Source organism: Nostoc sp. LEGE 06077 (assembly GCF_015207705.1).
Taxonomy (GTDB): Bacteria; Cyanobacteriota; Cyanobacteriia; order Cyanobacteriales; family Nostocaceae; genus Nostoc_B.
The window spans coordinates 1-13,481 of sequence record NZ_JADEWI010000013.1 but is presented as its reverse complement, the minus strand read 5'-3'; the positions used below and the strand labels follow the sequence as shown (position 1 = coordinate 13,481).

9 protein-coding genes are annotated in these 13,481 nt (G+C 41.3%); 6 read left to right on the top strand and 3 right to left on the bottom strand.

Going from position 1 to position 13,481, the window contains the following annotated elements; translation table 11 throughout:
• Positions 1-57: 57 nt before the first annotated feature.
• Both IQ244_RS11360 and IQ244_RS11355 read left to right on the top strand, forming a co-directional pair.
• Positions 58-2,262: a CHASE2 domain-containing protein gene (locus IQ244_RS11360; RefSeq protein WP_193893678.1), complete on the top strand. Its 2,205-nt coding sequence runs from the start codon at positions 58-60 to the stop codon at positions 2,260-2,262.
• A gap of 639 nt (positions 2,263-2,901) precedes the next feature.
• Positions 2,902-3,153: a hypothetical protein gene (locus tag IQ244_RS11355; RefSeq protein WP_193893675.1), complete on the top strand. Its 252-nt coding sequence runs from the start codon at positions 2,902-2,904 to the stop codon at positions 3,151-3,153.
• Positions 3,154-3,236: 83 nt separating this feature from the next.
• On the opposite strand, the gene nadB is transcribed toward IQ244_RS11355, so the two are convergent.
• Both nadB and psbU read right to left on the bottom strand, forming a co-directional pair.
• Positions 3,237-4,913 (bottom strand): L-aspartate oxidase, encoded by a 1,677-nt coding sequence (gene nadB / locus IQ244_RS11350; protein WP_193893672.1) that lies wholly within the window; start codon positions 4,911-4,913, stop codon positions 3,237-3,239.
• A gap of 133 nt (positions 4,914-5,046) precedes the next feature.
• The gene (gene psbU / locus IQ244_RS11345) at positions 5,047-5,475 is read right to left on the bottom strand and encodes a photosystem II complex extrinsic protein PsbU (protein ID WP_193894034.1); all 429 of its coding nucleotides are present in this window, start codon (positions 5,473-5,475) and stop codon (positions 5,047-5,049) included.
• Positions 5,476-5,851: 376 nt separating this feature from the next.
• Here psbU and IQ244_RS11340 point away from each other — a divergent pair, with 376 nt between their 5' ends.
• On the top strand, positions 5,852-6,829 hold the full coding sequence (locus tag IQ244_RS11340) for an alpha/beta fold hydrolase (protein WP_193893670.1): 978 nt from the start codon (positions 5,852-5,854) through the stop codon (positions 6,827-6,829).
• Positions 6,830-7,058: 229 nt separating this feature from the next.
• Here the strand turns inward: IQ244_RS11340 and IQ244_RS11335 are convergent, their stop codons facing one another.
• Positions 7,059-7,838, bottom strand: a complete 780-nt coding sequence (locus IQ244_RS11335) for a DUF3120 domain-containing protein (RefSeq protein WP_193893666.1) — start codon at positions 7,836-7,838, stop codon at positions 7,059-7,061.
• A gap of 398 nt (positions 7,839-8,236) precedes the next feature.
• Between IQ244_RS11335 and IQ244_RS11330 the strand changes: the two genes are divergently transcribed.
• From IQ244_RS11330 to IQ244_RS11320, 3 genes are all read left to right on the top strand, one after another.
• The gene (locus IQ244_RS11330) at positions 8,237-9,196 is read left to right on the top strand and encodes an undecaprenyl-diphosphate phosphatase (RefSeq protein ID WP_193894031.1); all 960 of its coding nucleotides are present in this window, start codon (positions 8,237-8,239) and stop codon (positions 9,194-9,196) included.
• An 80-nt stretch (positions 9,197-9,276) separates the two neighbouring features.
• Positions 9,277-10,611: a TIGR03279 family radical SAM protein gene (locus tag IQ244_RS11325; protein ID WP_193893663.1), complete on the top strand. Its 1,335-nt coding sequence runs from the start codon at positions 9,277-9,279 to the stop codon at positions 10,609-10,611.
• 102 nt (positions 10,612-10,713) lie between these two features.
• The gene (locus IQ244_RS11320; protein WP_193893660.1) at positions 10,714-13,416 is read left to right on the top strand and encodes a glycoside hydrolase family 10 protein; all 2,703 of its coding nucleotides are present in this window, start codon (positions 10,714-10,716) and stop codon (positions 13,414-13,416) included.
• The last annotated feature ends 65 nt before the right edge of the window (positions 13,417-13,481 follow it).

The window sequence follows — 13,481 nt, the reverse complement described above, 5'->3', positions numbered from 1 at the left end:
GACATCTGATTGATATCCATACTAATTAAAAGTATTTCTCCCCACTAGGTAATGGGAATGAGTAAGCAGCTAGGTAAGAGTTTTGTCAGGTTAAATTTGAATTTGAACCTGAAGCAGTCACTTGATCGAAAATATAGAGAATTAGTTGTTGCTTTTAGCGTTGCGGTCTGCATGATACTGGTGCGCTCTGTAGGCATGTTTCAATCCTTAGAACTAGCAGGGTTAGATCAATTTTTTCGCTTACGTCCAAACGAACAACCAGAAGAGCGGATCACAATTGTAGTGATTGATGAAGATTCTTTACGGCGAGTGGGTTCTTGGCCAATTCCTGATGGTGTAATTGCTCAGTTATTGAAGAAATTACAAGTTAATCAACCTCGTGCCATTGGCCTGGATATTTATCGGGATTTAGCTGTAAATCCGGGACACCAAGAATTAGTTGATCTTTATAGTTCTATGCCTAATTTAATTGGTATTCAACTATTAACGCAGAACCAAAATATGCGTGTTTCACCTCCACCAAACCTGAAGCAACAGCAAGTTGGTTTTAATAATTTACTTTACGATCCCGATGGCAAAATTCGGCGAAATTTGTTGTATTTACACATGAATGATCAACACTATGAAAGTTTCGCCCTGAAGTTAGCTTTGCTGTATTTACAATCAGAGGAAATTAAACCACAAAAAGCTGCTAAGAATCTGGATTATTTACGCTTAGGTAAGGCTATATTTACTCCTTTCCGAGGTAATGATGGTGGTTATGTGAGGGTTGATGATAAAGGCTATCAAATTTTAGCTAACTTTCCTAAACCATCATGTTATAAAGCATCTGGGGAGTTATGTAGTTTCCGCCAGATATCGATGAGTGATTTACTTGATGGTAAAGCTCCAATTAGTTGGATACGCGATCGCATAGTTTTGATTGGTTCCACTGCTGCCAGTTTGCAAGATTTTGTCTTTATTCCCTACTCCAGTCAAATGTTAGGTACAGCCAAGCCTGTGGCTGGAATTGAACTCCAAGCTTATTTTATTAGTGAGTTACTTTCATCGGCGATTGCCGGACGACCTTTATTAAGAGTTTTTCCTAAATTTGGGGAATACTTATGGATTTTTGCTTGGTCTTATTTGGGATCAGCAATTATTTGGCGGATTAAATCTATCAGTAAAAGTCTTCCTAGAGTTGTACTATCTTTATTAATCCTATTTTTGAGTAGTTATGGAGCTTTTTTGGCTGGTTGGTGGCTCCCTTTAATTCCCGGAATACTCAGCTTTAGTAGCGCAGCTATATGGATGATTTTTCATATTGCATATATGCAAGAAGAATTAAAACGTTCTAAAGAGTTTTTACATCAAGTCATCAATTCTATTCCTGATCCAATTTTTGTTAAAAATGAACAGCATCAGTGGATCGTATTAAATGAAGCTTACTGTCAATTTATTGGTTATCCTGATAGTTTACTTTTGGAAAAATCATATTATGAATTTTTTCCTCGCCATGAAGCTGAGGTTTTTCGTCAACAAGATGATTTAGTTTTTTTAACACAAAAACCACAAGAAAATGAAGAAGAATTTACTGATGCAACTGGTCAAACTCATTTAATTGCCACTAAGCGATCGCTTCACAAAGACGCGGCAGGAAATTTTTTTTTGGTGGGTGTGATTCGAGATATTACCCAGCGCAAGCTGATGGAAGAAGAACTACGACGCACTGCGGCTGAGTTATTTCGCTCTAATACGGAATTAAAACTCAAAGAAGACCATCTGCGGTATCTGGCTTATCATGATCCTCTGACAGGTTTATCTAATCGAAAATTCTTTGTTGAACAACTTTATGAGTCGTTGCAGTGGTCACAAAATAACAACTTGTTCCTAGGACTGTTGTTTATTGACTTGGATGGCTTTAAACAAATTAATGATACTTTGGGACATGATATGGGCGATCGCTTGTTAGTGATCATCGCCCAGAGACTCAGCAACTGTTTACGTGGAAGTGATACTGTGTCTCGTTTGGGTGGCGATGAATTTACGGTGATTCTCCGGGCAATTCCTGATGTCCAAGTAGCAGCTAGAGTCGCAGAAAAAATTCTCGTCAGCATTACAGAACCAATTGTTTTGTCAGGATACACCACTAAAATTTCTGCCAGTATTGGCATCAGTGTTTATCCCATTAATAGCCAAGACGTGGAAACTTTGATTAAACAAGCCGACTCGGCTATGTACCGTGCTAAACACTTAGGTAAAAACCGTTATGAGTTGACTTGATTGCTCTTGTGTCTGTTGAGCAATCACGAATTTTAGCGGGATAGAGCAGATCTAGTCATGTTTAAACATGGCTAAATTTTTTATGCAGCCACTTCTATAGTACAATTGAACTAATTAAGGGTGGCGTTAAATCATAGTACAGTAATTTACTTTGGCTGGAAATTTATATATGAGTAACAGTACTTAAAGTAATTTTGAATTATACTTAGTTTGATAAATTAAGATTTAATAAAGAAATCACTAAATGAGTCATTTTTGTAGTTCAGCTTCCTGAGTATTGCTGAGATGTATCCAATTTACCTCAAAAATACTGAGGAAATTTGTATGTTTTTTAACAAACCGAGATAGTGTTTCAACGTATAAATATAAATATTTTATTAAGATTTTATGTTGTAGACTATTGCTTTAGAGGTAATTATTTAACCTTTAGCGGTTTCTTTGATATGAGTTCTAACTTTAGGCTGATGTCTATAAATGCTATTTAGGTATATTTCTTAAGTGTCGAGAAAATTTTTGCCCAAATCATTTTACTCAAACAATTTTTCGAGAAAATAAAAAATTTACTAAAGTTTAATTTTTTCAGAAACCCAGACCGAATCAGATGTAGGTAAAAAAAGTACTGAAGAAAATCAAAAAAAAATGGATAAACGTTTGATGATTACCAACTTAAAAATTACAAGTATTCTAATATTGTGTGTAAGTACCTGTTTAGTGATTCCTAAAATCGCTGATGCTAGAGGTAATTTCAGCGATTCAGTGGCTAATAGTTTGACTCGCACAGACGGTAACGCTGTCACAAATGTCCATATTAATTCTCAGGGGTTAACCGATGTCTATGTTCCCCCCAATTACGGTGTTCCTGACAGTCAGCACGGTAGCGGTACACGCTAGTAAGTGCCAAACCCAACTTAATTAATGTGCATAATTGTGCATGATCATGACAAGAATAGTTTAAGAGTTTTATCGATAAGTAATTAACTTAAAGCTACAGATTTACTCCAATGACGTTCTTGTACAAGTGTGTGAATTTGCCAATGAGGATCGGGTTCGGGATAATCGATGCGGTAGTGTCCGCCCCGGCTTTCTGTCCTAAAAGCAGCACTTCTCAGAATTAAATCAGCTACATCTAATAAATTGCGAGTTTCTGCCCAAAGTCTTAATTGCCGTTCGATATTGGGTATTGGGAAATTGACAGTTTCGTTGGCACGTAAAGTCAGCAAGAATTGACTCAACGGTAAAATAGCAAAATCTTGCTGCCAAGATTCTACAGTTGAGATCGCTTCATCTAATCGTGATTGTTCTCGACAAATGCCAGCACTTTGCCAAACTAACCGCGGTAATTTCTCTCGTAATGCTTCTAGCTGTGCTTGCTGAGTTTGCCAATCACTCGCATCTAAGCTAAACTCCCGCAAAGACGGCTCTGAGACATCAGGTACTAGTTCAACGTCTGTCAGCTGAATTTTCGCCATCTGTGCGCCAAACACAATACATTCCAGCAAAGAATTGCTGGCTAAACGATTTGCTCCGTGTACTCCCGTACTAGCAGTTTCCCCAACTGCGTATAAACCCGGAATATTCGTGCGATTTTGTAAGTCTGCCACAATCCCACCCATCCAATAATGAGCCGCAGGAGCCACCGGAATCGGTTCATGAAAGACATCAATTCCCCAACGCTGACAAACTTTGATGATATTAGGAAAGCGATGCTGAATTTTCTCAGGGGGGATCGGGCGCATATCTAACCAGACATGGGCAGTAGCCGGATCAACCGCAGTACTTTGCAGGTGGCTAAAAATGGCTCTACTAACCACATCTCTGGGTGCAAGTTCCCCGGCTGGGTGATAGTCAAAGGCAAATCGCCGCCCTGTATTATCAACCAGATGTGCGCCTTCGCCCCTGACAGCTTCACTAATCAAAAAGCGATCGGCACCTTGTTTAGTCAAAGCTGTAGGATGAAACTGCACAAATTCCAGATCTCGGAGAATCGCCCCAGCCCGCCAAGCGATCGCCACACCATCACCTGTACTCACCGCGGGGTTAGTCGTTTGGGCAAATACTTGACCACCGCCGCCTGTGGCTAAAACTACTGCTTTGGCTTTTACCCAGGTAATTTCACCTTGATAAAATAAGCTAATTCCCTGACAGCGACCTGTTTGGGGTTCTAACCACAGACTCAAAGCCAAAGCTTGCTGAATCACTTGAATATTTTGGCGATGTAATACTTGCGCTGTTAAGGTAGTTGTGACTTCTCTACCTGTGGTGTCAGCAGCATGGAGAACACGGTTACGAGAATGGGCAGCTTCTAAAGTCAAAGCTAAAGCTTGACCGTGACGGTCAAAAGCTACGCCTAAATTTACCAAAGATTGAATGCAACTAGGGGCTTCTTGCGCGAGGAATTCTACTGATTGCCGATCGCACAAACCAGCACCAGCTTGCATTGTATCTTCAATGTGCAACTGTGGTGAATCTTCGGGAGCGATCGCTGCGGCAATACCGCCTTGCGCCCAATCACTAGCAGATAAAGTAACAGTTTCTTTAGTAATCAAGCCGACTTGCAAAGACTCTGGTAAACACAGCGCTGTGTAGAGTCCTGCGGCTCCAGCGCCGACTACAATCACATCAAATTGGCGAGGAATTTCTATTTCAGGCAAGGTCGGAGACAGGGAAGGTTTTTACGATATTTTCTGAAACACTCAGTACTCAGTACTCAGCACTTGGCTATAAGAGAACCACTCCCGAAAATGGGGAGTGGACTACTATTGTCTACATTATCGATAATTGGGCTTATCTGTAGATACCGTTGTTAAAGCGATCATCTCCTTCATTGAAGGCAGGCTCTAAGTCTGTCACAGTGAAGTTATCGAAATTAGATTGGAGGAGTTGTTTTTGGCGATCGCTTAGTCCTGGTAGATCTAAAATATCTTCTACCTTGCTGTAAGGAGCATTCTTGATGATTTTCTTAGCCAGGGTAGGATACAAACCAGGATAATTTTGAAAAGCGCGGACGTTGGTATTATTCAAATCAATTTTTTTACCAAATTCCGTAGCTAGTTTATCATCTGCCTTGTTGCGGAACTCCACTGCCAAAACAGGCACCTGTGGTAGCGCCAGACTGTTGATCCCAACAGCTTGGGCTACACCAGTTGAACCCAACCATCCCCAGCAACCAAGCAACAAACTAAATACTGTTAATAAACGCACCAATTTTTTCACGACTTTTTTACCTCTTTCCATCAAACTGAATAATGGCTTTAAGCTGACAGCTGTCAACAGTTTATAATCTTTGAGGCACAGTTATGACTCTTGACTATTGAACGCCAGTTGCGACAAGTCGGCACTGGCACCCACTGCACTGGCGACTGTTAACTAAGAACTGATAGCTCAATCAACACACAGCAGTCATCAGAAACTAATATACAGCGTATTAATATCCACAATATTTACTGTTACTGGGTTTGATTCAATTTACTTTTTGTTACAAAGTTTTGTCTTGGGCAATTTTATACTTGTTAAAATACGCGTATATTTTTTTACTTGTGCTGGGCTATGCATTTATTATCAGCCATAGCATGAATTCGGGATTTTAAGAATGTCGATTTCCATCAAAGTTCTTCTGTTACTTGCTACAACAATTTATCAAGCGATCGCTATCTACTGGGAAGAGAGACAACCACCGCCGGGTAAATTGATTGATATTGGTGGATATCGCTTACATCTTTACGTTTTAGGAGAAGCTAGACCAACAATTGTTTTAGAACATAGCTTAGGAGGAATAGAAGGCTATTTTCTGATTGAGGAATTGGCCAAATTAGGACGAGTATGTATATACGATCGCGCAGGTTATGGATGGAGTGATCACAGCCCATATCCTCGAACTAGCCGTCAAATTGTCCAAGAATTAGACTTACTACTGACTAAAGCCGGTATTGAACCACCCTACGTTTTAGTAGGCAATTCTTTTGGTAGTTACAATGTGAGACTATATGCCCATCTGTTTCCCGAAAAAGTTGCAGGAATCGTACTCACAGATGGATTACATGAGACAGGAATGTCACAGATGTCTCTCCAATTACAAGCCTTAAAGCTATTTTTTATTTCTGGTTTTCTGATTTCTATTCCAGGCTCAATACTGGGGATTATCAGATTACTGAGAGTATGTAAAGTATTTGAATTAATCAAGCCTGAGTTACGCAACTTTTCTCAGAATTCTCTCAATTGGGTTAAACGTTCTTTTTGTCGTCCTAAACACTGGATAACAATGAGCCGAGAGATGATAAATCTAGACAAAAGTGCGCGTCAGGTGAGTATTGCTAAGGATTTCGCTCAAAGTCCTCTAGTTAGTATTAAAGCTAATTCCTTCTTTAAACCATCTTTTTGGAGTATTTTTATCCCTTTACGAGGTGCTAACCAGTTGCGGGATAAAATGCACATCCAGTTAGGTAATTTATCAACAGATTTTCTGCAAGTTGAGGCAAATCAAAGTGGACATTTTGTCTGGTTAGATCAACCAGATGTAATTGTCGATGCAGTGAAAATTGTGCTTGCTAAAATCTCGTCTTCTCTCTAAAAAAATATCTTTTAAATCACTCGATATCTGGATGTTTAATATACAGCGGTAGCCAGATAGATTAGGATATCTTCAAACGCCAAAACTACTTCACTGCAAGCATTTGACTTTTGCTACAAGTAGAAACACTCGGAAAAACTGAAATATGTGAAGAAAAATTAACTTACTAAAACTCTCTTCACTCCTGCCTTCTGCTATACCTGTCAATTAATTGTTGAAATCTAAATTTTTAAGCACAATTAGCTGCTAACAAAAATAAGCCGTCTACCAAAATAGTACTTAAGACTGCCCCAGCAAAAGCGTACCAGTGTCGCTGCTGGTGACGTAATGGTAAAATTCCTGCTGTTAATAATATCAATGCTAGAGCCACAGCCCAGGCTTGTCCCCAAGGTGTTTGGACTTGAGTGACAGCAGCTTGTAAAATTGGTGACACGCTGTCAGGTTCTACCTGCATAATTTGCCGCCAATAGGGCATGAGGTCAACTATGTAGAAATACACATCTGTTAAAACTGTGCCGAACAAGGAACCTAAATAAAACCAGTTACCAACCTTGCACCAGTTTCTCACCAGACACCAACAAGCAAACGGTAAGCCGATAGACTCCACTGGTAAATGCCATGCAGGTTCCCAACGTAACCAACCCCAATAAATTGCCCCTGCTAACCAACTCCAGCTAAAACCTAAGAGTAAATCCCCCCAGATGTATGTTGCAGGGCGTGACATTAAGCGAAAACTCAACCACACCCAAAACCCAGTCATCGCTAAACTGAGGCTGGGTAGCGATCGCACTAGTGGTGCTTCAATAAATACTGGGACTGATACTAAAAACACCGCCGCCGCCAACACTAACCAAGTTTGTCGAGACGATATTAACAATGGTAAAGATGGGGACGCAGAAAGTGTAGATTCTAATTCTTCTATACCTAGGTTCCCCGCTTTCTTTACGGTTAATTCCTTATCTATAGCTGTAGTAGAAGCGTTGTAACTAAACAAAGTATTATTAATCAAAGTTTTAATAATTGTAACTAAACTTTATCTTATTTAAGATAACATACCTAAAAATCCCCCCCTAGGGCATTTTTATTTTACCTAGATTTTGCGTAATTTTAAATGTCTGAGAGAAATAAATCATGAAAAAGGGGCGTGAGGTTAATATTTTCCCTAAACCCTGATCTCCCATCTCAACAAACAAAATTTTTGCCCGCAAAACATAGTTGACAACATCATGAAGATGATAAAACTTAGACACCGCAAAGCTTTTCACTCTATCAGCTATTACTTGCCACCTGTCACCTGTCACCTATTACCTCTCATCTCTTACCTATCGCCTGCTATAAGTATCCTGTAAGCTTCTCAAAAAGATGTTTGTGTAATTGGTTGTAATCGGAGCGATCGCAGGTAAATTAATGGCTTTATCAAAACGTCTATGGTTCGTGCTTATAAGTGCCACATCGGCAATTTCCGTAGTGGCCGCACTTCCCCTAAAAGTTATGAGTACTCCGCCCAACCCAGAGGTTAGTGGAGTGCAACAAATGAATATTTTGCAAGCAATTGTTTTAGGCTTCGTCCAAGGAATGACGGAATTCCTACCTATTAGTAGTACAGCCCATTTAAAAGTTGTGCCGATAGTTTTGGGTTGGGGTGATCCGGGAGTGGCGTTTACAGCGGTGATTCAGCTGGGGAGTATTGCGGCTGTGCTGTGGTACTTTTGGGAAGATTTAACCCGAATTGCCAAGGGAGCATTTAGAGCGATCGCCCAAAAAGATTATGCTGATTATGACTTTCGTCTATCTTTAGGAATTGCCTTGGGAACCTTGCCAATTATCTTTTTTGGCTTGTTGATCAAAAGATTTATACCCGATTATGATAATTCGCCCATTAGAAGCATAGGCTCAATTGCGATCGCTTCCATATTTATGTCCCTATTATTGGGAATTGCCGAAAAACTCGGCAAGCGACAACGAGACTTTGAACAACTGACCATGAATGATGGGCTATTAATGGGTTTAGCACAATCTTTAGCCTTAATTCCTGGTGTATCCCGTTCTGGTTCCACCTTAACAGCCGGGTTATTTATGACCTTACAACGGGAAACAGCCGCCAGATTTTCCTTTTTACTTGGTATTCCCGCCATTACCCTAGCAGGGTTAGTCGAGTTAAAAAGTGCTTTGGGTGAAGTTAGCGGTACAGGATTCTTACCCTTAATTGCAGGTGTGATTTCAGCGGCGATTTTTTCTTATATATCCATTGCTGGTTTACTGCGGTTCCTCAAAACCCAAAGCACTTGGGTATTTATTTGGTATCGCCTCGCCTTTGGCATAGCTATTTTAGGTGCGATTAGTGCTGGAATTTTAAAAAATAGTTAATCGGTAAGGATGAAGGATAAATTATGAAGAGTAGGGGCGAACGGCCGTTCGATCCTACTACTTCATACTTCATACTTCCAATGACCAACCTTCATCCTGCCAAAATTACCAAGGTGCTACCCAACTCCATCGCCGCTGAGATTGGCTTTGAAGTTGGAGATGCGATCGTCGCTATTAATGGTACACGTCCCCGCGATTTAATTGATTATCAATTTCTCTGTGCAGATGAATTTTTAGAATTAGAAGTTTTAGATACAACTGGCAAAACCCATCACGTCGAAATTGAAAAAGACTATGACGATGATTTAGGCTTGGAATTTGAAACAGCCTTATTTGATGCGTTAATTCAGTGCAATAATCGCTGTCCCTTTTGCTTTATTGATCAGCAACCCCCAGGTAAACGCTCTAGCTTGTATTTTAAAGATGATGATTATCGTCTGAGCTTTTTGTATGGCTCTTACCTGACATTAACTAATTTACCCGAACGGGAATGGCAGCGGATTGAACAAATGCGCTTGTCGCCCTTGTTTGTATCAGTTCATGCAACCGAACCAGATATTAGAATACGGTTGCTGAAAAATCAGCGGGCGGGACAAATTATGGAACAACTGCGCTGGTTCCAAAAAAGAAGATTACAAATTCACGCTCAAGTTGTGGTTTGTCCGGGGATAAATGATGGGCAACATCTGGAACAAACCCTCAAAGATTTAGCGTCATTTTATACTGGTGATGTACCTGCCGTGGCATCGGTGGCAGTCGTGCCGGTAGGTTTGACGCGGTTTCGTCCTCAAGAAGACGAACTGATACCTGTAACTAGAGAAAAAGCTCAAGAAGTTATTTTACAAGTGCGATCGCTCGCTAAACAATTTCGCCAGAAATGCGGCTCAAATGTTGTCTGGTTAGCCGATGAATGGTTTTTAATTGCTGGAGAAGAACTACCCACAGAAGCTGAATACGAAGACTATCCGCAAATCGACAACGGTGTCGGTTCGATTCAGTTATTTATTAAGCAATTTGCATCTGCTGCTACGGAATTACTACCAAACAAAATTTCTCCGCCCAGAAAATTTACTTGGGTAGTAGGTAACGCCGTCGAAAAAGCATTTCAACCGATATTGCAACGCCTAAATTCTGTTGAGGGGTTAGAAGTAAATATGATGGCTTTAGCTAGTGATTACTGGGGACAAAGTATTAGTGTCACTGGATTACTCACAGGTCATGATTTACTTTTATACCTTAAACAAAAAGATTTAGGTGCAGGAATTTTGTTGCCAAATGTCATGCTTAAACATGGCGAATTAGTATTTTTAGATGATGTCAAACTTGAGGAATTAGCTAGACAATTAAATACAAAAATCCTCCCAGTAGCTGGAGTAGAAGAACTAATCACTACCTGTATTACTGAACAAGTCTGAGCTTAAATATAAAAACATCAGTTGTTTTTCGGAGGTAATTTATTGTTATGCTGAATGATAAATAATAAACACTGTCTAATAATAAAAAAGTGAGGGTTAAAAGTGAAGAATCAGGGAACTGCAATCAAAGTCACAAAAAAAGCCAGATTCTTCATTTTTAGTTTTAACTTTTTAATCGTTAATTGTTTAACTAGTTTTAATATTTTAGCAGTTAGGGCAGCAAGTGAAGAACCTGTATTAAGCGTAGTCCAGAGTACAGAAAACAGGCAGCAATGGACAGGAATTACTAAACGCTTGCAAGCGATTGGGGTAAATTATTGTGTGATTCCCTTATCAGCAGTTAGAAGTAGTGGTGATTGGGGCGATCGCCGCGTCTTATTTTTGCCCAACGTTGAGACATTAACCCCCGCCCAAGCGATCGCCTTAGAATCATGGGTGAGTAAAGGCGGCAAAATTATCGCCAGTGGCCCGGTTGGCAGTTTATCAGCGCCGGGAGTGCGGCAGTTATTGCGATCGCTCCTTGGCAGTTATTGGGGGTTTGGGTTAGATGAAACACAACAACTCAAACCAGCCAAAACTCAGCCACAGAGATGGGCTAACCAAACCGAACTATTTGGACAAGTTCGTGGTGGTGTGGTCATTCCTGAAGGTGGGACGAGTCAAGCCACCGCAGTTTGGAATGCCCCAGACAATCCCGCCGCCGTCGTCACTACAGAATGGTCTACCTTATTAGGCTGGCGTTGGGGAACAGATGCCGCCTCCACCTTTGAGTTAGATAACGCTTGGTTAAAAGCTGCCATCAATCATCATTTAACAGCACCATCCCCAGGACAGCAGAAAATTGCCGGGGCTGACTCCAAGTGTTCCACCACAATTGCCACTGCTTCCCTGAATTCTCCATCCCCCATAACTCCCGTTATTCCCCAAGCCCCATTAGTTCCCCGCACCTCTCGTCCATCCTCCCCAGAAGCCATTGATCAACTAGAACAAACAGTGCGCTGGAATGTAGAACCCAATTCCAATCAGCCAATTGACGAAAAAGAAGCGATCGCCCTCCAGCAAGAATTAGAAAATTTAATTAGTCGGGTAGAAAGCGCCCATTTAGCCGCCTCAGTTCATGCTGCTAACCTGGATGAAGCCATCGCCAGCAATCCCCAATCTCTCAAAGAAGAAGAAACCCGTGTCGCCTCCACTAGACCAGGATTTGCGAGTCAGAGTAAAGAACAAGCCATTACCCAAGCGCGGCTAGTCGCCAAAAACATTCCCCAACTCATAGCCAATAAAAACTATGCCTTAGCGCGTCAGCAATGGTTAGCCACCAGAACCAATTTGTGGAAACATTTTCCTACCAATCGCCGATTAGCCCCTGCCGAAATTCGGGCAGTTTGGTTAGATAGAGGCACAATTGTCCGGGCAGGGGGCGAAAAAAAATTAGCCGAAGTTTTTGACCGTTTGGCACAATCGGGAATTAACACTGTTTTTTTTGAAACTCTCAACGCCAGTTATCCTATATACCCCAGTAAAGTTGCACCCCAGCAAAACCCCCTAATTCGTGGCTGGAACCCTTTAGCCGTGGCGGTGAAATTAGCCCATGAACGAGACATGGAGTTACACGCCTGGGTGTGGACTTTTGCCGCCGGGAATCAGCGTCACAACCAAGTTATTAATGTTCATCCTGATTATCCAGGGCCAGTACTGGCAGCCCATCCTAATTGGGCAAACTACGACAACAAAGGTAATACCATTCCCCCTGGTCAAACCAAACCATTTTTTGATCCAGCTAACCCAGAATTGCGGCAATATCTCTTGAAGCTGTTTGCAGAAATTGTCAGCGAATATCAAGTAGATGGTTTGCAGCTAGATTACATTCGCTATCCCTTCCAAGATCCCTTGGCTGGTCGGAGTTACGGTTATGGTCAAGCAGCACGAGCGCAATTTCAAAAGTTGACTGGTGTTGACCCATTGACTATTTCGCCCACCCAAGTTGAGTTATGGCAAAAGTGGACAGAATTTCGTACCCAACAAGTTGATAGTTTTGTCGCCGAAGTCTCTCAAATGATGCGGCAAAAGCGTGAGGATTTGATTTTGTCCGTGGCAGTATTTCCCTTACCAGAACGAGAACGTATTCAGAAACTCCAACAACATTGGGAAGTGTGGGCAAGGCGGGGAGATATAGATGTGATTGTCCCCATGACTTATGCTCAAGATACTGCCCGTTTTCAACGTCTTGCCCAACCGTGGATAGCTTCTAGTCAGTTGGGTTCAACTTTGTTAGTTCCAGGAATTCGTTTGCTGTCTTTACCAAATTTGGCAGCATTTGACCAATTACAACTAATTAGAGACTTACCAGCCAGTGGTTACGCCCTGTTTGCGGCGGAGAATTTTAACAATGATTTGCTGAAAATCTTTAATAGTACTCAAGGTAAAGTGCCATCTATACCAGATGAACCAATTCCCCTACGCCAACCTTTTGAAACTGCCGTTGTGCGTTATGGGTTGCTAAAACGAGAATGGCAGTATGTTCTACAAAACGAACTAGTGCAGATACCTGCCATTAAAGTTGCAGATTTTAACAACCAAATAGAAGTCGTAGAAAAAGCTTTAAATCAACTGGCGGCTGCCCCTTCTCCGGCGAAGTTACTTACAGCCAAAGCCTCATTAACTCGCTTCCAGTCGCAATTTCGCATTTGGATGCGCGATGCGGCAACGAATAACCCTTATCAAGTCAAAGTTTGGGAAAATCGCCTGGCAACCATCGAAAGACTATTACGCTATGGCGAAAGGCGATCGCAACTACGTCAGTAGGGTGTCAGGTAATACGGTTCGGATAAGAAAATCACTCGTGGAGGTCAGCAAGGGGGCAGGGGTGC

Bases quoted from the DNA above. Each gene is read 5' to 3' on its own strand.
- IQ244_RS11355 (WP_193893675.1), top strand. From the start codon at position 2,902: ATGGATAAACGTTTGATGATTACCAACTTAAAAATTACAAGTATTCTA.
- IQ244_RS11325 (WP_193893663.1), top strand. From the start codon at position 9,277: ATGACCAACCTTCATCCTGCCAAAATTACCAAGGTGCTACCCAACTCC.
- IQ244_RS11330 (WP_193894031.1), top strand. From the start codon at position 8,237: ATGGCTTTATCAAAACGTCTATGGTTCGTGCTTATAAGTGCCACATCG.
- IQ244_RS11360 (WP_193893678.1), top strand. From the start codon at position 58: ATGAGTAAGCAGCTAGGTAAGAGTTTTGTCAGGTTAAATTTGAATTTG.
- IQ244_RS11340 (WP_193893670.1), top strand. From the start codon at position 5,852: ATGTCGATTTCCATCAAAGTTCTTCTGTTACTTGCTACAACAATTTAT.